The sequence below is a fragment of the Pseudomonas sp. HR96 genome (genome assembly GCF_034059295.1).
In the GTDB taxonomy this organism is placed as follows: Bacteria; Pseudomonadota; Gammaproteobacteria; order Pseudomonadales; family Pseudomonadaceae; genus Aquipseudomonas.
In genome coordinates, this window is the sequence record NZ_CP139141.1 from 560590 (window position 1) to 578113 (window position 17524).

The following is a 17524-nucleotide window of genomic DNA, read 5'->3' on the forward strand; positions in this document are numbered from 1 at the left end:
GCCTGCACTACGCTGAAATCTTCCCACTCCGTTCAATGCGTCATCAGGATCATGCCCATCATGAGTAAATCTTCGTCTTCGGCCGCCCCGTGCCGCTGGCCCGTCTGGGTCGCGGCGCTGGGTGCGCTGGTATTTGGATTGTTCTTCGCCGTCGGCGGCGGCTACCTCGTTTCGCTGCACGGCAGTTGGTATTTCCTGCTGGCGGGCCTTGGCCTGCTGGCCTCGGCCGTGCTGCTGTTCAAGCAGCGCCTGGCCGGCGCCTGGCTGTTCGCTGCGGTGATGGTGCTGAGCATCGTCTGGGCCCTGGCCGACGCCGGGCTGAATTTCTGGCCGCTGATTTCGCGCCTGTTCGCCCTCGGCGTGCTGAGCCTGGTGGTGGCGTTGGTCTATCCCACCCTGCGCCGTAACAATGGCCTGGCCGGCCAGGGCGGCTACGCCCTGAGCGCCGTGCTGGCCGTGGCCCTGGTGGCTGGCGGTTGGGGCATGTTCGTGCCCCACGATCCGGTCTCGCCGACCGGCACCGGCCCGGGCCTGACCAAGGTCGACCCGGCCAAGGCGCAGAAGAACTGGGCCCATTACGGCAATGACGAAGGTGGCAGCCGCTTCGCCGCGCTGGACCAGATCAACCGTGACAACGTCGCCAAGCTGGTGCCGCTGTGGACCGCGCACACCGGCGACATCGCCATCAGCGACGGCAACGGCGCCGAAGACCAGAACACCCCGTTGCAGATCGGCGACAAGGTCTTCGTCTGCACCCCGCACAACAACATCCTCGCGCTGGATGCCGACACCGGCAAGCAGCTGTGGAAGGCCGACATCAACGCCAAGAGCAAGGTCTGGCAGCGTTGCCGCGGCCTGGCCTATTTCGACGCCAGCGCCGCCGTCGCCCAGCCGGTCGACGGCAGCACCCCGGCGGCCCCTGTGGCCGTGCCGGCCGGTGCCGCCTGCCAGCGTCGCCTGCTGACCAACACCATCGATGCGCGCCTGATCGCGGTCGATGCCGACACCGGCGCGCTGTGCCAGGGCTTCGGCAACAACGGCCAGGTTGACCTCAAAGCCGGCCTCGGTGACGTTCCGGACTCCTACTACCAGCTGTCGTCGCCACCCCTCATGGCCGGCACCACCGTGGTGGTGGGCGGCCGCGTCGCCGACAACGTGCAGACCGACATGCCCGGTGGCGTGATCCGCGGTTTCGACGTGGTCACCGGCGCCATGCGCTGGGCCTTCGACCCGGGCAACCCGCAGGACAAGCAGGCCCCTGCCGGCGGCGCCACCTATGTGCGCAGCACGCCGAACAGCTGGGCGCCGATGTCCTACGACCCGGCGATGAACACCGTGTTCCTGCCGATGGGCAGCTCGTCCACCGACATCTACGGTGTCGAACGTACCGACCTGAACCACAAATACGGCGCCTCGATCCTCGCCCTGAACGCCACCACCGGCGCCGAGAAGTGGGTCTACCAGACCGTGCACAACGACCTGTGGGACTTCGACCTGCCGATGCAGCCGACCCTCAGCGACTTCACCAAGGCCGATGGCAGCAAGGTGCCGGCCGTAGTGATCGGCACCAAGGCCGGGCAGATCTACGTGCTCGACCGCGCCACCGGCAAACCGCTGACCGAAGTCAAGGAAGTCCCGGTCAAGGCCGCCGACATCCCCAACGAGCCATACTCGCCGACTCAGCCAATGTCGGTGGGCATGCCGCAGATCGGCGTGCCGCACTTCACCGAATCGGACATGTGGGGCGCGACCCCGTTCGATCAGCTGCTGTGCCGCATCGCCTTCAAGAAGATGCGCTATGACGGCCTGTATACCGCGCCGGGTACCGACGTCTCGCTGAGCTTTCCAGGTTCCCTGGGTGGCATGAACTGGGGCGGCATCTCCACCGACCCGGTGCATGGCTTCATCTTCGTCAACGACATGCGTCTGGGGCTGTGGAGCCAGATGGTGCCGCAGCAGAAAGACGCCAAGACCTCGGCGGGTGGCGAAGCGCTGAACACCGGCATGGGTGCGGTACCGCTCAAGGGCACGCCTTACGCCGTGAACAAGAACCGCTTCCTGTCGGTGGCCGGTATTCCGTGCCAGGCGCCGCCGTTCGGCACCCTGACCGCGATCGACATGAAAACCCAGAAGGTCGCCTGGCAGGTACCGGTCGGTACCGTACAGGACACCGGCCCTATGGGGATCAAGATGCACCTGCCGCTGCCGATCGGCATGCCGACCCTCGGCGGTACGCTGTCGACCCAGGGTGGCCTGGTGTTCATCGCCGGTACTCAGGACTACTACCTGCGCGCCTTCAACTCGGCCACCGGCGAGGAAGCCTGGAAAGGCCGCCTGCCTGTCGGCAGCCAGGGCGGCCCGATGACCTACGTGTCGCCGAAAACCGGCAAGCAGTACATCATCATCACCGCCAGCGGCGCCCGCCAGTCGCCTGATCGCAGCGACCTGGTGATTGCCTACGGGTTGCCGGACAGCCAATAAATGGCTGCTGGCCGCTGAAGGTTGCAACGAACAGGTGGGAGGGGCTTTGCCCCCTCCCACCTGTTCGGCATCTAGCCAGTTACAAAGCCGCCAACACCCCTTTGTACAAGATAGCCCCGGTCGGCTTGCCACTTGGCGAGCCGCCCTTGGCCTCCAGCGTGACCGCAATGGTCACTGACTTGCCCAGCACCGCTTGCTGCTGCGCACTCAGTTGCATTTCCCCCTTGCCCAGCACCGGCACCAGGCCCAGCGACACCGGCACGCCGTCCGCCGGGATCGCCCATAGCTCCAGGCTGCGGTCGTTGCCCATGGCCGCCAGGTGCAGCGCTTCGATCTGCAGGTGATCGCGGTAGGCCTGCAGCCGCAGCGCCGGTTGCGCGCCGGTGTCGCTCAACGTGGCGCTGTATTGCGCCGGTGCCGGGCGCAGCAGCAAGCCGATGCCCAGCGCCAGCACCAGACCCGCAGCCAGTGCTGGCAGGCGCCAGCCTCTGCGTCTCGGCAAGGCGGGCGGGTGCAACCGCGGCGGCTCGATGCGCGCGACGATGGCGCGCCAGACGTGGCTGGGCAAGGGTTCTTCGGGCAAGTCGCGGGTCAGGCGGGCGAGGGTGTCCTGCCACTGCGCGACCTCCATGCGCAACGCCAGGTCATCGGCCAGCAGCCTTTCGAAACGGCGCCGGGCCGCCGGCGCCATCAGGCCGATGGCGTAGTCGCTCGCCAAGGCGCGGCGTAATTCGGGACGGAGGTAATTCATGATTCCAGGCACCTGCGCAAACGCTCCATGCCGCGGCGTATCCATGACTTGATCGAGCCCAGGGGCGCAGCCAGGTGCTCGGCCAACTCGGCATTGGACAGCCCGTGAAAGTAGGCGGTCAGGATCGACTGGCGCTGCATGCCCTCCAGCGTCTCGAGGCAGCGGTTCAGGGCCGCAGTGTCGCGGTCGCCGTTCAACTGGTCGAAAGCCGAGGGTGCATCGTCCATCAGCGTTTCGAGCTGCTGCTCAGCCAGCGGTTCTTCCTGGCGCTTGCGCAGCAGGTCGATGGCCAGGTGGCGGGTGATATTGATCATCCAGGTCAGCGGCGCGCTGAGCGTCTCGTCGTAGCGTGCAGCGTTGTGCCAGATGCGCACGAAACTTTCCTGCACCACTTCTTCGGCCAACGCGCGGCGCGTGACACAGCGCAACGCCACGCCATGCAGGCGCGGGCCGACGCTGTGGTACAGGCGTTCGAAGGCTCGGCGGTCACCCTGAGCGCAGGCGCCGAGCAACTGCCGATGTTCGTCGTTTTCAGCCGGTGAAATCATCTACGCCTATTCAGCTCTTGGGCATCAGCACTTTATCGATGACGTGGATCACGCCATTGGATTGCATCACATCATAGGTGCTGATGTCGGCGGTCATGCCTTTTTCGTCCATGATCACGATGTTATGCGGGCCGTTCATCTTCACCCACAGCTTGCCACCGGCCACGGTGGTCAACTCGGCCTTGCCGCCCCCGGCCTTGATGCGTTTTTCCAGCTCCATCATGTCCAGTTTGCCGGCCACCACGTGGTAGGTGAGGATGTGCGTGAGAGTGGCCTTGTTCTCCGGTTTGAGCAGGGTGTCGACGGTGCCGGCCGGCAGCGCGGCGAACGCGGCGTTGACCGGCGCGAACACGGTGAACGGGCCCTTGCCCTTGAGGGTATCGACCAGCCCGGCGGCCTTCACGGCAGCGACCAGGGTGGTGTGGTCGGCGGAGTTCACCGCGTTATCGACGATGTCCTTCTGCGGCATCATCGCCTGGCCGCCCACCATCACCGAATTCATGCTCATGTCCGCTGCCTGCGCCGGTACCGCCTGCATGCCGGCGCAGAGGGCCAGGGCCAGGAGGCTGCCGAGCATTGGAGCCTTGATCGAAGTACGCTTCATGGGAGTAATCCTTTTCTTGGAGGCGGACCGATAGTTGTCCGTCACCGGTATACGGGCGGTGCCCGCAAGTGGATGCAGCCAGTCGGAAAATATTTTTTCGGGAACATCGCCGGGCAAACCCGATCAAAACGACGATTTTGTCGCGCGCCCACTGGCGCTGCGGCCTCACGTTACAGAGGGAAGGCAATGAAGATTTTTCGTGGTGCAGCGCTGGTATCGCTCATGGCCGTAGCGGCCAGCCCGGTATGGGCGTTCAACCTCAACGACGCGGTCAACGCGGCGTCCACCCTCAATGGCAACAAGAGCAACGGCGCCGCCGTGAGCGCGGCGCCCGACGCAGCGGGCCTGCTCAATACCCTCGGCACCCAGCTGAAGGTCACCCCGCAGCAGGCGGTGGGCGGCACCGGCGCGATGCTTGGGCTGGCCAAGAACAAGCTCGACCCTTCGCAGTACACCGCGTTGACCAAGCAAGTGCCGGGGCTCGACTCGTTGAGCGGCAGCAACGCCCTGGGCGGCGCCAATGGCCTCGGCGGCCTGCTGGGCAACAGCGGCGGTAATCAATCGGCGCTGAACAATGCCCTGGGCAACGTCAAGAGCACCAGCGACCTGAACAGCGCCTTCAGCGCACTGGGCATGAACAGCGGCATGGTCGGCCAGTTCGCTCCGGTGATCCTGCAGTACCTGGGCGGCCAGGGTGTGGCCGGCAGCACCTTGAGCAGCCTGGGCAGCATCTGGGGTGTGAAGCAATAGCAGAAGCTCGGGGGGTGTGGCGGCGAGCGCTTGGGATCAGCCGCCCGCCTTCAACTGGGCAATGCGTCGATCCTTCTCCCGCCACATGTCGTTGACCCAACCCTGCACCTGCAGGCGAAATACCGGGTCGTTCTCGTAGTCACCCTGCCACAGCGCCGGGTCGATCCCCCGTGACTGAATGTCGATGATGACCTTCGGCACGCGGCCGCAGCACAGGTCCCAGAACCCCGGAATGCGCTCGCCCGGTCCGTCGGGCGAGAGGCCATTGCAGGGGTAGACCACGGTGACGTCGAGCAGGCGATCCAGCTGTTCGCCCATGGCCGCCAGCACGAAGGCCACGCCGCCGGCCTTGGGCACCAGCAGGTGGTCGAACGGCGAGGCCTGGGCCTCGCGCTTGGCGGCGCTCATGCGCGTCCCTTCCAGGTAGTTGACCACGGTCACCGGCTGGCGCTTGAACAGTTCGCAGGCCTCCCGGGTGATTTCCAGATCATGGCCCCTGAGTTCGGGGTGGCGTTGCAGGAAGGCCTTGCTGTAGCGCTTCATGAATGGGTAGTCCAGCGCCCACCAGGCCAGGCCGAGCAAGGGCACCCAGATCAGCTCTTTCTTGAGGAAGAACTTGAAGAACGGCGCACGCCGGTTGAGCGCCTGGATCAGCGCCGGGATATCGACCCACGACTGGTGGTTGCAGACCACCAGGTACGAGGTGTCGGTGCGCAGCCCCTCGGCCCCGCGAATGTCCCACTGGGTAGGAATGCAGAGGGCGAAGATCGCCTTGTCGATTTGCGCCCAGGTTTCGGCGATCCACATCACCCCGGCCGAGAAGTAGTCGCGCATATAGCCGGAGAACACCAGCTTGAGCAGGGCGAACACCAGCAACGGGCCGATCAGCACCAGGGTATTGAGAATAAGCAGCAGGGCGACCAGACAACCCGTGAACAGGCGACGCATAGACCACTCATCGAAACGCAAAAAGGGCGGCAATGATAAGCAGGTCCGGGCCTGTCGCCAAATTTTGCCGACCGGTGCGGCCCGCTGCGGGAGGGGCAGTTTTTGCCCCTTCCACAGCGGGTCGCGGATCACGCCAGCGGCTGGGTGCCTTGCATCGATGGTCGCTGGCTCACCTCGGCAAACCAGGCGGCCAGCTGCGGATAGCGCTCGCGCCAGGCCAGTTGCGGCTGGCGAAAGTCCAGGTAGCCCAGCGCGCAGGCCACGCCGATGCCGGCGATGTCGAAGTGACCGCCGAGCTCGGCGAGCGCCGACTGCTCGAGGTAGGCAAGGCCGCGCTCGATTTTCAGGGCCTGGTTGCCCAGCCACTGATCCCAGTGCTTTGGCTCGGGCCGCAGCGCCGTTTCGTAGCGGATCAACAACGCCGCATCGAGCACGCCGTCTGCCAGCGAGGCCAGGGTCAGGCGCCGCCAGCGTGAAGCCCCCGAGGTCGGCAACAGCGGCAGGCCGCCGTGCTGGCTGTCGAGGTACTCGCAGATCACCCGGCTGTCGTACAGCACTTCACCGTCGGCCAGCACCAGCGCAGGCAGTTTGCCCAACGGGTTCTCGCCGACCAGCGCCGGGTCCGGATTGACCGGTGTCGGTTGCGTCAGCTTGAGCTCGACGCGCGCCAGCTGGCCGGTTTCGGCCAGTAGCACACGCACCTTGCGGGCGAATGGCGACGCCGGGTTGGAGTACAGGGTCATGCTCGGTGCGGACATTGCCGGAACCTCGTCGGAATGGAGCTGCTAGTTATAGCACCGCCTCACCACTTGTAGTTGACGCTGGCCATCACGTTGCGGCGGTCGCCGTAGTAGCAGTAGAAACCGTCACAGGTAGAGATGTACTCCTTGTCGAACACGTTGTTGGCGTTGATCGCCACGCTGGCGCCCTTGAAGGTGCTGCCCAGTACGCCGAGGTCGTAGTGCACGGCCGCGTCGTACAAGGTGTAGTCCGGAGTATGGCCGTCGGACTTGGCGCGCACGTAGGCCAGGCTGCCGATCGCCACGTTGTCGGTGGCACCGACGTAGCGCACGCCGAAGCCCATGCCGAAACCGTCGAGCCAGCCATTGTGCCAGGTGTAGTCGGCCCAGGCCGAGGCTTGATTTTCCGGGGTCAACGGCAGCGGACGGTTCTTGTCCAGGCTGTTGGTGGTCTTGGTCATCTTGCTGTTGGCGTAGGTGTAGGCGGCGGTCAGCTTGAGGTTCTCGTTGACGCTGCCGGTGGCCTCCAGTTCGAAGCCGCGCACCTTGACCTCACCCACTGGGGCGCTGATGCCGTTGTTGCTGGTGACCACGATATTTTCGCGGGTCAGGTCGTAGGCGGCGGCCGTGAACAGCAGGTCGCTGCCCGGCGGCTGGTACTTGATGCCGGCTTCGTACTGCTTGCCGGTGCTTGGCTTGTAGGCCGCGCCGGCGGTGCCGCCGGCTTCGGGCTGGAACGACTCGGCGTAGGAGATGTAAGGGGTGATGCCATTGTCGAAGACGTAGCTGAGCGCGGCATTGCCGGTGAAGGCATGGTCGCGGCGGGTGTCCCGGGCGTCGTTGTCGTTGTAGAAGATCGAGTCGACCTTGGAGTAGTCCTCGCGGCCACCCAAGGTCAGGCGCCATTGGTCGAGGGCCAGCTGGTCCTGGGCATAGAGACCGACGTCGTCGGTCTTCTGGTTGTAGTTGTTGTAGGCGGTGTAGCTGACGTTGCCGAAGTCCTGGCCATAGATCGGGTTGATGATGTTGCTGGTCGGCGCGCTGCCGTACAACCACTTGTAGTTGTGGTTGATGTGCTGGTAGTCCAGGCCCAGCAATAACGTGTGGTCGATGGCGCCGGTGCTGAAGTTGGCCTGCAGGTTGTTATCGACGGCGAACTGGCTGATGTCTTCGTTGACCACGTTGGCGCCGCGGGCGACGGTGCCGTCGTCGGCCACCGAGCCGTAGTAACCGCCGGCGGTGATGGCCTGGAACGATAGATCGCTCTTGGTGTAGCGCAGGTTCTGGCGGAACTGCCAGACGTCGTTGAAGCGATGCTCGAAGGCATAGCCCAGCGCGTAATAGGTCTTGTCGTAGAACTCCCAGTTCGGGTCGCCAAGGTTCTCGTGGTACTTCACGGTGCCGGCCGGCGTTGCCAGCTTGGTGCCTTGCAGCGGCAGGAACTGGCTGGTGATGCCGGTATCGTCGCGGGTGAACTGGCTGAGGAAGGTCAGGCGGGTGTCGGTATCGATGTTCCAGGTCAGGCTGGGGGCGATGTTGTAGCGCTTGTCATCGACGTGGTCGACCGAGGTGTTGGCGTCGCGCACGACGCCGCTGACCCGGTACAGGAACTTGCCTTCGTCGTCGATCGGGCCGGTGCTGTCGAAGCTGATCTGCTTGCGCTGGTAGCTGCCGATCTGCATCTGCACTTCGTGGCTGGCGGTGTCTTCTGGGCGCCGGCTGACCATGTCGAGCAGGCCGCCGGGCGGCGTCTGGCCGTAGATCGACGAGGCCGGGCCGCGCAGCAGGGCGATGCGCTCCAGGTCCCAGGTTTCTTCCTTGGGCATCACGTAGGCGCCCTTGGGCAGCGGAAGGCCGTCGAGGAACTGGGTGGGCTCGAAGCCGCGCACCTTAAGCCAGTCGGCACGCGAGTCGCTGCCATAGCTGCTGGCGATCACGCCTGGCATGTAGCGCAGGGCGTCGTCGAGGTTCTGCACGGCGCGGTCGGTCATCTGCGCGCGGGTGATCACCGACACCGAGCGCGGGATTTCCGCCAGGGCAGTGTCGGTCTTGGTGCCAGCGGCAGTACGCGTGGCCCGGTAGCCGGAGACGGCGCCCCAGGCGCTTTCACTGTCGGCGCTGGAATTGATCTGGGTCTCCGGTAGCGCCAGCGTCCCTTGTGGAATCGCTACCAAGGTAAAAGTCCCGCTGGCGCCTTGCTGCAGCTGCAGGCCGCTGCCGTTGAGCGCGGCGCTCAGTGCGCCGATGCCGTTGTACTGGCCGTGCACGGGTGCCGAGGTCTTGCCGGCGGCCAGCGACGGGTTCAGCGCCAGGGTCAGGCCGGCCTGGCTGGCGATCTGGTTCAGGGTGCTGGCCAGGGGGCCGGCGGGCAGATCGTAGGCCCGCGAAGCACTGGCCTGGTCGACGGCGTAGGCCACGGTGGCCACCGACGGCAGGGCCAGGGCAATGGCGGCGGCCATCAGGCTGGGGCGAAGCAGGGCGTGCAACGAGCGGGACATGGAACGGCTCCGGTAACAGGAATAAGACGTATTGCCTCAGTGCCGGACGAGATCCAGAAAGTGATAGGGCTGGTTGAAAATAATTTCGATTAAGAATTGGGGCGTGAGGTGTGGCCCTGACCGAATCGAAAGACCTACTCCGCTCGCAACTACCGCGCGCCCACCGTCGTCCACCAGCGGGTGTGCTGGTCGATCCTGACCGGCAGGGTCGGCAGCAGCGCCTGCAGCGCCAGGTCGGTGTCTTTGAGCGGGAAGCTGCCCGTGATGCGCAGGTCGGCGACTTCCGGCCTGGCCGCCAGGTAGCCGCTGCGGTAGCGGGCCAGTTCGTCAAGCAGGTCGGCCAGGCGCGCGTTGTCGACCACCAGCATGCCGCGGGTCCAGGCATCGCTGCCGGGGGGCAGGGCGCTGACGGCGTCCAGTTGATCGTCGTGCATCAGCAATTGCTGGCCCTGCTGCACTACCTGCTCGCTGCCGATGTTGCGCGGCTTGGCTGCCACAGCCGATTGCAGCACGCCGAGCAGGGTGCCGCGGGCTTCACGGCGCACCAGAAAGCGCGTGCCCATTGGCCGCAGCGAGCCATTGACGGTCTCGACGATCAAGGGCCGCGCTTCGCCGTCGCGGTGGCCGGTCTGCACGAGGATTTCGCCGGCGCGCAGCACGATCAGGCGGCGTTGGGCATCGAAGCGGATGTCGACGGCGCTGTGGGTATTGAGCTCGATGCGCGTGCCGTCTTCCAGTTGCAGCAGGCGCTGTTCGCCGGTGGCGGTGCGCTGGTCGGCCAGCCAGTAGTCGATCGGCAGCACGCGTGCGCCGAAGAAAAGCGCCAGACCCGCCGCGAGCAGCACCGCCAGGCTGCTGCCCCCAAGCTTGCGCAGCTGCCGGCGCAGGCCGTCGCGCGGTGCCAGCAGGGCCTTGCGGGCCGGCCCCGCAGCGGCATTGAAGCGCACGTCGATCAGGTTCAGCTGATGCCAGGCGCGGGCGTGCTCCTCGTCGGCCGCATGCCAGCGCTCGAACTCGGCGCGCGCCTGTCCGGCACGCGGCTCGTCGTCCAGGGTCAGCTGCCAGGCGATGGCGGCGTCGAGCACCCGGGACGACACCGGGCGACTCATGTCGGCTCACCGTACAACGCCACGTAGCATTGGCGCATGCCCTGGGCCAGGTATTGGCGCACCCGCGGCACCGAAACGCCCAGGCGCTCGGCGATCTCGGCATGGCCGAGGCCGTCCACCCGGCTGTGCAGAAACGCCGCGCGGGCCTTGCTCGACAGCTGCCCGAGCAAACGGTCGATGGCCTGCAGGTCTTCGAGAATCAGATGCTGTTCTTGCGGGGACGGCTGTTGTTCTTCGGGCAGGCTCGCCAGTTCGGCGAGGTAGGTCTGCTCCAGCGCAGCACGGCGAAAATGGTCGAACAGCAGCCCTTTGGCCACGGCCAGCAGGAAGGCTCGAGGTTCACGCGGGCAGTTCAGCTGCTCGCGCCCGAGCAGGCGCACGAAGGTGTCCTGGCTCAGGTCCTCGGCGCGCTGCGCACAGGCGATATTGCGCCGCAGCCAGGTCAGCAGCCAGCTGCGATGATCGCGGTAGAGGCTGGCGATCAGGTCGCTGCGCTCGAGCGGGCTGCTCTCGAAGGCCGTGCGTGGCAACTCGCTGTGAGGGCTCTGGGCGCGTGACAAGGCATTCACCGGAAGGGATAACGAGAACTATTCCGGATTGTTGCAGAGCCGCAGGGGCGGCGCAATCGACACTCGTCGCTATTTGCCATTAAAGGCCTGGTGCCAGCTGTCGTCGCCGCCACTGGCCCAGGCGCTCCAGCAAATGCTGCGGGCTGTCCAGGCCCTGACGGCGCGCATGGCTGAGCAGGATCAGCATCAGCTCGGCGGTGACCAGGGCGTCGGCCGCGGCATGATGGCGCTCCCCGGCCTGCAGGCCGAAGCGCTCGGCCCATTGGTCGAGCCCGGCGCCGCGCAGGCCGATGTCCGGCAGCAGCAGCGGCGCCAGCTCGGCCACATCGATCAGGCTGGCTTCCCAGCGGTGGCCCAGGTGCTGCTTGAAGGCGCGCGCCAGCATGCGTTGGTCGAACGGCGCGTGGAACGCCAGCAGCGGGCTGTCGCCGACGAATTCGAGAAACTCCACCAGCACCTCGGCCGGCTCGCGCCCGGCGGCCAGCGCGCTGGGGCCCAGGCCGTGAAACAACACGCTGGGCCCGGCGCAGGGCTTGGTGTGCAGGAACGTCTGTTCGAACTGTTGGGAGAAGTCGATGGCGCCGTCCTCGATGACCACCGCGCCGATCGCCAGCACCTCGTCACGCTGCAGGTCCAGGCCGGTGGTTTCCACGTCCACCACCACCCAGCGCTGCCCGCGCAGGTTGCAGGCTGCGGGCGGGGCAGGCGGCGGCAGGGCGGCCAGGCGCTGCTGCAGCGATTCGTCGAGCGGCACGGCCGGCTTGCGCCACCAGTCCAGCAGGCTCACAGCTGGTACCTCAGGCTCAGGCTGGCTTGCAGGCGCTGGGCCTGGCGCAGGGATTCGCGCAGGATGCGCCGGTCCAGGTGGTTGAGGCTGTCGGGGTCCAGGCGGTTGGACAACGGCAGGTTCTGCCGGCTCTGCAGCTGGTGCTGCTGCATGCGCGTCTGCTGGATGAAATGGTAGGCCTCCTCGTAGGCGGCGCCGTCCTGGGCGTCGATGACCTCGCGCAGCACCAGTTCGCGCAGGCGTTGCAAGGTGTTGGTGGCTTCGACGCCGTGGGCCAGGGCCAGCAGCCGGGCACCGTCGACGAAGGGCATCAGGCCCTGGGCCTTGAGGTCGAGGGTGGCGGTGCGCTCGCTGGCCTTTCTGCTCAGCACGAAATCGCGAAAGCGGCCCACTGGGGGCTTCTGGCGCAGGGCGTTGTCGGCCAGCAGGCGCTGGAACAGCCGGTTGTCGGCGACCTGGGCGAGGATTTCGCGGCGCAGCTGGGCGCACCCCTGCTCGGCGCCCCAGACCACCCGCAGGTCGAAATAGATGCTCGAGCCGAGCAGGTTCTCCGGCGTGGCCTCGCGGATGAAACCTGCGAAGCGCCGCGACCACTCGGCCTGGGACAGGCACAACTGCGGGTTGCCGGCCATGATGTTGCCCTGGCACAGGCTGAAGCCGCAGCGCGCCAGGCTGGCGTTGATCTGCTGCGCCAGGGGCAGCAGCCGCCCGCGCAGTTCGGCGGCGTGCACCGCATCGCGCGCCTCGAAGAAGATGCCGTTGTCCTGATCGGTCAGCAGGGTCTGCTCGCCGCGTCCTTCGCTGCCAAAGCACAGCCAGCTGAACGGTACGCCGGGGTCGCCGTGTTCGGCCAGGGTCAGCTCGATCACCCGGCTCACCGTCTGGTCGTTGAGCAGGGTGATGATGCGAGTGATCTGGGTGGAAGAGGCACCATGGGCGAGCATGCGCTCCACCAGCTGCCCGATGTCGCCGCGCACCGCCTCCAGCAGGTCGAGCCCGGGAGCGTTGCGGATGGTGCGGGCCAGGTGGACCAGGTCGACCCGTTGCAGCGAGAACAGGTCACGCTCGGAGATCACCCCGCACAGGCGTTCGTCACGCACCAGGCAGACATGGGCGATGGTCCGTTCGGTCATCGCCACGGCGGCATCGAAGGCGCTGGCGTCGGGGCTGAGGGCAAAGGGTTTCTGGGTCATGCAGCGGGCGATCGGCTGGTCGAAGTCGCTGTGGCCGTCGGCGACCACCTGGCGCAGGTCGCGCAGGGTGAAGATACCCAGCGGCCGCTTGTGCGGGTCGACGATCACGATGCTGCCGACCTGTTGCCGATGCATGGCCGCCACCGCCTGGCGCAGTGGGGTGTCGCCGCTGCAGGTGACCGGCTGGCGCAGGGCCAGTTCGCCCAGGCGAGTATTCAGCGAATACTGATTGCCGAGGGTTTCCACGGCTTGGCGCTGCACCTCGCGGTTGACCTGGTCGAGCAGGCTGCTGACCCCGCGCAGGGCAAAGTTGCGAAACGGCCCGGAGAGGGTCATCAGGCGGGCGAAGGCGGCTCTGGGCAGTTGCAGGCAGAAGGTGTCGAGGCCGGCCAGGTGTTCGGTACGGGTCGCCCGCTCACCGAGCAGGGCTGCCAGCGGGAAGCACTCGCCGCTGGCGATCTCGAACGTGGTCTCGCTGCCGCGTCGGGCGCTGTGCGGTCGTTCGCCGACCACGCTGCCCTGCTTGACGATGTAGAAGTGCGCGACCGGACCGTCGGTCGGCTTGATGATGCTCTCGCCGGCCGCATAGAAACGCAGCTGGCACTGCTCCACCAGGAAGGCCAGATGTGCGGCCTCCATCTGGTTGAACGGCGCGAAACGTTGCAGAAAAACCAGCGTTGCATGGATATTCTGCAGCACCGCGGTCTTGCCCGCCTGGGCGAAGGCGTCCGTCTTGCGCATGGCTGAGCCACCGTTTTAATTGTTGTGCAGCCATGGTCGACCTCAAGGGCGCGGGTGCCCATTGGACGTAAGTCTAAAAAAATACTTCAAGAACCGTGCAATCATCCGCATCATGCAGGGTCTAGAGCATCGATCCGATGAAGTGCGACGAGGCGGTTCTCGATGCTTCGGGTCAGAATCAGGTGATGAAAGGCGCATGTCCGATCACAATATCTTGAGCGAAGCGGAGCTGCAGGCACTGAATGCCGCGATGAATGCGGGCGATCAGCCGCCGTTGGGTGCGCTGGTGGTCGACGACCATCCGCAGACCCGCGAGACCCTCGCCGAAATACTTTTCCTGCACGGCATCTCCTGCACCACCGCAGCGAGCGCTGTGGAGGCGCTCGAGCGTCTGCGCCTGGACAAAAGCATCGGCCTGCTCATCACCGACCTGCGCATGGCCCCCGACAGCGGGCTGGACCTGATCCGCGAGATTCGCGAGTCGGACCGCGCGGCCCTGCCGATCATCATCATGTCGGGCGACGCCGGGGTGAAGGACGCCATCGCGGCGATGCACCTGAGCGTGGTGGATTTCCTGCTCAAGCCCATCGATGCCAACCTGCTGGTGACGTTGGCGAAGCGGGAGTTGGGCGTGGTCTGACTGGCGCGGCCAAACATCTCGGGGGCTCTGCTCCCTCCGCCCATGGGCTGCCATCAGCCGTGGAGGGAGGGGGCAGCGCCCCCGAGTTTGTTACAGCGCGTTTTTAGCCTTGAACTCCCGGCGCCGACGGTGCAGCACCGGCTCGGTGTAGCCATTGGGCTGCCGGGCGCCTTCGATCACCAGTTCGACGGCCGCCTGAAAGGCGATGTTGCTGTCGAAGTCCGGCGCCAGTGGGCGGTATAGCGGGTCATTTGCGTTCTGCCGGTCCACTACCGGCGCCATGCGCTTGAGGCTTTGCAAGATCTGCTCCTCGCTGGCGATGCCATGCCGCAGCCAGTTGGCCAGCAGCTGGCTGGAGATGCGCAGGGTGGCGCGGTCTTCCATCAGCCCGACGTCGTGGATGTCCGGCACCTTCGAACAACCTACGCCCTGGTCGATCCAGCGCACCACATAGCCGAGGATGCCCTGGGCATTGTTGTCCAGTTCGCTCTGGATCTCCTCAGGGGTCCAGTTCGGGTCCACCGCCAGCGGCAGGGTCAGGATGTCGTCCACCGACGCCGGCGCGCGCCCGGCCAGCTCGGCCTGACGCGCGAACACGTCGACCTTGTGATAATGCAGCGCGTGCAGCGCAGCGGCCGTCGGCGAAGGCACCCAGGCGGTGTTGGCACCGGCCAGCGGGTGAGCGATCTTCTGTTCGAGCATGGCCGCCATCAGGTCGGGCATGGCCCACATGCCTTTGCCGATCTGCGCGCGGCCCTGCAGGCCGCTGGCCAGGCCCACGTCGACGTTGTTGTTCTCGTAGGCGCCGATCCATTTCTCGGCCTTCATGGCGCCTTTGCGCACCACCGGGCCGGCTTCCATGGAGGTGTGGATTTCATCGCCGGTACGGTCGAGAAAACCGGTGTTGATGAACACCACGCGCTCGCGTGCCGCGCGGATGGCAGCCTTGAGGTTGACCGTGGTGCGCCGCTCCTCGTCCATGATGCCGACCTTGAGGGTGTTGCGGGTCAGGCCCAGCAGGTCTTCGATACGGCCGAACAGGGTGTTGGTGAAGGCCACTTCATCCGGGCCATGCATCTTCGGCTTGACGATGTACACCGAGCCTTTGCGGCTGTTCTTGTGCTTGCTCTTGCCGTTGAGGCTGTGGATTGCGGCCAGGCAGGTGACCAGGCCGTCGAGGATGCCTTCCGGCACTTCCAGGCCCTGAGCGTCGAGGATGGCGTCGCTGGTCATCAGGTGCCCGACGTTGCGTACGAACAGCATGGAACGCCCGTGCAAGGACACCTTGCCGCCGTTCGGCACGTTGTATTCGCGGTCGGGGTTGAGGGTGCGGGTGAAGGTCTTCCCGCCCTTGCTGACTTCTTCGGCAAGGTCGCCCTTCATCAGGCCCAGCCAATTGCGGTAGATGAGTACCTTGTCGTCGGCGTCGACGGCGGCGACCGAGTCCTCGCAGTCCATGATGGTGGTCAGCGCGGCTTCCATCAGCAGGTCCTTGACTCCGGCGGCGTCGGTCTGGCCGACGGGCGTGCTGGAGTCGATCTGGATTTCGAAGTGCAGGCCGTTGTGCTTGAGCAGGATGGCGTGGGGCGCGGCAGCGTCACCCTGGTAGCCAATCAGTTGCGCGTCGTCGCGCAGGCCGCTGTTGGAACCGCCCTTGAGCGCCACCACGAGCTTGCCGTCGTGCAGGGAATAGCGCGTGGCATCGACGTGGGAACCGGCCGCCAGCGGGGCGGCTTCGTCGAGGAAGGCACGGGCGAAGGCAATCACCTTGTCGCCGCGCACCTTGTTGTAGCCCTGGCCACGCTCGGCACCGCCTTCTTCGCTGATGGCGTCGGTGCCGTAGAGTGCATCGTAGAGCGAACCCCAGCGGGCGTTGCAGGCATTGAGGGCGAAGCGCGCGTTCATCACCGGCACTACCAGCTGCGGGCCGGCCATGCTGGCGATTTCTTCGTCGACGTTTTCGGTGCTGGCCTTGAAGTCGTCGCCCGGTGGCAGCAGGTAGCCGATTTCCCGCAGGAAGGCTTTGTAGGCCACCGGGTCGTGGGCCTGGCCCTGGCGAGCACGGTGCCAGCCATCGATCTGCCCTTGCAGGGTGTCGCGCTTGCCCAGCAGGGCACGGTTTTTTGCAGCGAGGTCGTTAATGATGTCTTCTGCCCCGGCCCAGAACCGATCGGCTTTGATGCCGGTACCGGGGATGGCTTCGTCATTGACGAAATCCAGCAGGACTTTGGCGACCTTAAGGCCACCGACTTGAACGTGTTCAGTCATTGCTTGCCTCACTCTGCTCAGCTATTCAGCTTATCTATACATCGTTTCCAACGTTATGTAGTGCGCGCAAGCGGATACTACATGATGCGTCGCGGTTGTGAAAATAAGACTAAATAAGTCCTTCTGCGACCGGAATGGCTTCGACGGTCACAGTAGATAAAATGATGTTCTCAAGAAGTTGCTTAATTGTTCCATAAATAGATAGAAAGCGTACACAGCTTTCTGGCCGCCAGCTTTGCCTATACTGGGCCATGCCTAACATAAGGGGTTTGCCGTGAACGATTTAGTCTTGACTGTCATTGCAGCTGACAAAGCCGGTTTGGTCGAGCGCATCGCCCAGACCATTGCCGACCACCACGGCAACTGGCTGGAAAGCCGCATGTCGCGCATGGCCGGGCAGTTTGCCGGGATCTTGCGGGTGGCGGTGCCGAGCGAATACGCCGTCGAGCTGGTGCATGCCCTGCAGGGTTTGTCGGAGGAGGGGATCCGGGTGGTGGTGGCCGACAGCGGCGAGGCCCTGTCTGCAGCCTGGAAGCCGATCGCGATGGACCTGGTCGGCAACGACCGTCCTGGCATCGTCCGCGACATCACGCGGCTGCTGGCGGCCGAGGGGGTCAATGTCGAGCGCCTCACCACCGATGTGCGCCCGGCACCCATGACCAGCGAGACGCTGTTCCATGCCGAGGCAACGCTGGCGGTGCCGTTGAGCCTGTCGCTGGAGACTTTGCAGGCGCGGCTTGAGACCCTGGCCGATGACCTGATGGTTGAGCTGACGCTGCGCACCGAGCTGTGAAGCCTTAGGCGGCTGTCCGGCCCACCGGTCAAACCGTGGTAGGGGGCGCCCCGTCTACGCCGTTGGACTGTGTCGGGATAGGGTTGGAGTGTGTGGGGGCCATG

Annotated in this window: 15 protein-coding genes; 4 read left to right on the forward strand and 11 right to left on the reverse strand. The window is 65.6% G+C overall.

Going from position 1 to position 17524, the window contains the following annotated elements:
• Positions 1–60 precede the first annotated feature (60 nt).
• Positions 61–2481, forward strand: a complete 2421-nt coding sequence (locus SFA35_RS02635; protein ID WP_320574940.1) for a glucose/quinate/shikimate family membrane-bound PQQ-dependent dehydrogenase — start codon at positions 61–63, stop codon at positions 2479–2481.
• 79 nt (positions 2482–2560) lie between these two features.
• Here SFA35_RS02635 and SFA35_RS02640 read toward each other — a convergent pair whose 3' ends face one another.
• From SFA35_RS02640 to SFA35_RS02650, 3 genes are read right to left on the reverse strand one after another with little or no spacing between them, the layout of a single operon-like run.
• Positions 2561–3232, reverse strand: a complete 672-nt coding sequence (locus SFA35_RS02640; RefSeq protein ID WP_320574942.1) for an anti-sigma factor domain-containing protein — start codon at positions 3230–3232, stop codon at positions 2561–2563.
• The gene (locus SFA35_RS02645; protein ID WP_320574944.1) at positions 3229–3780 is read right to left on the reverse strand and encodes a sigma-70 family RNA polymerase sigma factor; all 552 of its coding nucleotides are present in this window, start codon (positions 3778–3780) and stop codon (positions 3229–3231) included. The genes SFA35_RS02640 and SFA35_RS02645 overlap by 4 nt, the downstream gene beginning before the upstream one ends.
• Before the next feature lie 10 nt (positions 3781–3790).
• Entirely contained in the window at positions 3791–4384 is a 594-nt protein-coding gene (locus tag SFA35_RS02650) for a fasciclin domain-containing protein (protein ID WP_320574946.1), read from the reverse strand.
• 186 nt (positions 4385–4570) lie between these two features.
• On the opposite strand from SFA35_RS02650, the gene SFA35_RS02655 reads away from it, so the two are divergent.
• On the forward strand, positions 4571–5134 hold the full coding sequence (locus tag SFA35_RS02655; protein WP_320574948.1) for a DUF2780 domain-containing protein: 564 nt from the start codon (positions 4571–4573) through the stop codon (positions 5132–5134).
• A gap of 36 nt (positions 5135–5170) precedes the next feature.
• On the opposite strand, the gene SFA35_RS02660 is transcribed toward SFA35_RS02655, so the two are convergent.
• The 7 genes from SFA35_RS02660 to SFA35_RS02690 all read right to left on the reverse strand — a co-directional run bounded on the left by SFA35_RS02660 (position 5171) and on the right by SFA35_RS02690 (position 13719).
• Positions 5171–6082: an acyltransferase gene (locus tag SFA35_RS02660; protein WP_320574950.1), complete on the reverse strand. Its 912-nt coding sequence runs from the start codon at positions 6080–6082 to the stop codon at positions 5171–5173.
• A gap of 128 nt (positions 6083–6210) precedes the next feature.
• Positions 6211–6840, reverse strand: coding sequence for a glutathione S-transferase (locus tag SFA35_RS02665; RefSeq protein WP_320574952.1), 630 nt, complete (start codon positions 6838–6840; stop codon positions 6211–6213).
• 44 nt (positions 6841–6884) lie between these two features.
• Positions 6885–9320, reverse strand: a complete 2436-nt coding sequence (locus SFA35_RS02670; protein ID WP_320574954.1) for a TonB-dependent siderophore receptor — start codon at positions 9318–9320, stop codon at positions 6885–6887.
• A gap of 149 nt (positions 9321–9469) precedes the next feature.
• Complete coding sequence (locus SFA35_RS02675) at positions 9470–10429, reverse strand: FecR domain-containing protein (protein ID WP_320574957.1); 960 nt, start codon at positions 10427–10429, stop codon at positions 9470–9472.
• Positions 10426–10959, reverse strand: coding sequence for an RNA polymerase sigma factor (locus SFA35_RS02680; protein WP_320578813.1), 534 nt, complete (start codon positions 10957–10959; stop codon positions 10426–10428). The genes SFA35_RS02675 and SFA35_RS02680 overlap by 4 nt, the downstream gene beginning before the upstream one ends.
• Positions 10960–11077: 118 nt before the next feature.
• Positions 11078–11785, reverse strand: a complete 708-nt coding sequence (locus SFA35_RS02685) for a 3'-5' exonuclease (RefSeq protein WP_320574960.1) — start codon at positions 11783–11785, stop codon at positions 11078–11080.
• Entirely contained in the window at positions 11782–13719 is a 1938-nt protein-coding gene (locus SFA35_RS02690; protein WP_320574962.1) for a DUF294 nucleotidyltransferase-like domain-containing protein, read from the reverse strand. Before SFA35_RS02690 ends, SFA35_RS02685 begins: the two co-directional genes overlap by 4 nt.
• Before the next feature lie 196 nt (positions 13720–13915).
• On the opposite strand from SFA35_RS02690, the gene SFA35_RS02695 reads away from it, so the two are divergent.
• Positions 13916–14359 (forward strand): response regulator, encoded by a 444-nt coding sequence (locus SFA35_RS02695; protein ID WP_320574964.1) that lies wholly within the window; start codon positions 13916–13918, stop codon positions 14357–14359.
• A gap of 90 nt (positions 14360–14449) precedes the next feature.
• On the opposite strand, the gene SFA35_RS02700 is transcribed toward SFA35_RS02695, so the two are convergent.
• Positions 14450–16627, reverse strand: coding sequence for a malate synthase G (locus SFA35_RS02700; RefSeq protein ID WP_320574967.1), 2178 nt, complete (start codon positions 16625–16627; stop codon positions 14450–14452).
• Positions 16628–16901: 274 nt separating this feature from the next.
• Here SFA35_RS02700 and SFA35_RS02705 point away from each other — a divergent pair, with 274 nt between their 5' ends.
• The gene (locus SFA35_RS02705) at positions 16902–17420 is read left to right on the forward strand and encodes a glycine cleavage system protein R (RefSeq protein WP_320574969.1); all 519 of its coding nucleotides are present in this window, start codon (positions 16902–16904) and stop codon (positions 17418–17420) included.
• Positions 17421–17524: the final 104 nt, after the last annotated feature.

Bases quoted from the DNA above. Each gene is read 5' to 3' on its own strand.
- SFA35_RS02635 (WP_320574940.1), top strand. From the start codon at position 61: ATGAGTAAATCTTCGTCTTCGGCCGCCCCGTGCCGCTGGCCCGTCTGG.
- SFA35_RS02640 (WP_320574942.1), bottom strand. From the start codon at position 3,232: ATGAATTACCTCCGTCCCGAATTACGCCGCGCCTTGGCGAGCGACTAC.
- SFA35_RS02645 (WP_320574944.1), bottom strand. From the start codon at position 3,780: ATGATTTCACCGGCTGAAAACGACGAACATCGGCAGTTGCTCGGCGCC.
- SFA35_RS02650 (WP_320574946.1), bottom strand. From the start codon at position 4,384: ATGAAGCGTACTTCGATCAAGGCTCCAATGCTCGGCAGCCTCCTGGCC.
- SFA35_RS02655 (WP_320574948.1), top strand. From the start codon at position 4,571: ATGAAGATTTTTCGTGGTGCAGCGCTGGTATCGCTCATGGCCGTAGCG.
- SFA35_RS02660 (WP_320574950.1), bottom strand. From the start codon at position 6,082: ATGCGTCGCCTGTTCACGGGTTGTCTGGTCGCCCTGCTGCTTATTCTC.
- SFA35_RS02665 (WP_320574952.1), bottom strand. From the start codon at position 6,840: ATGTCCGCACCGAGCATGACCCTGTACTCCAACCCGGCGTCGCCATTC.
- SFA35_RS02670 (WP_320574954.1), bottom strand. From the start codon at position 9,320: ATGTCCCGCTCGTTGCACGCCCTGCTTCGCCCCAGCCTGATGGCCGCC.
- SFA35_RS02675 (WP_320574957.1), bottom strand. From the start codon at position 10,429: ATGAGTCGCCCGGTGTCGTCCCGGGTGCTCGACGCCGCCATCGCCTGG.
- SFA35_RS02690 (WP_320574962.1), bottom strand. From the start codon at position 13,719: ATGCGCAAGACGGACGCCTTCGCCCAGGCGGGCAAGACCGCGGTGCTG.
- SFA35_RS02695 (WP_320574964.1), top strand. From the start codon at position 13,916: ATGTCCGATCACAATATCTTGAGCGAAGCGGAGCTGCAGGCACTGAAT.
- SFA35_RS02700 (WP_320574967.1), bottom strand. From the start codon at position 16,627: ATGACTGAACACGTTCAAGTCGGTGGCCTTAAGGTCGCCAAAGTCCTG.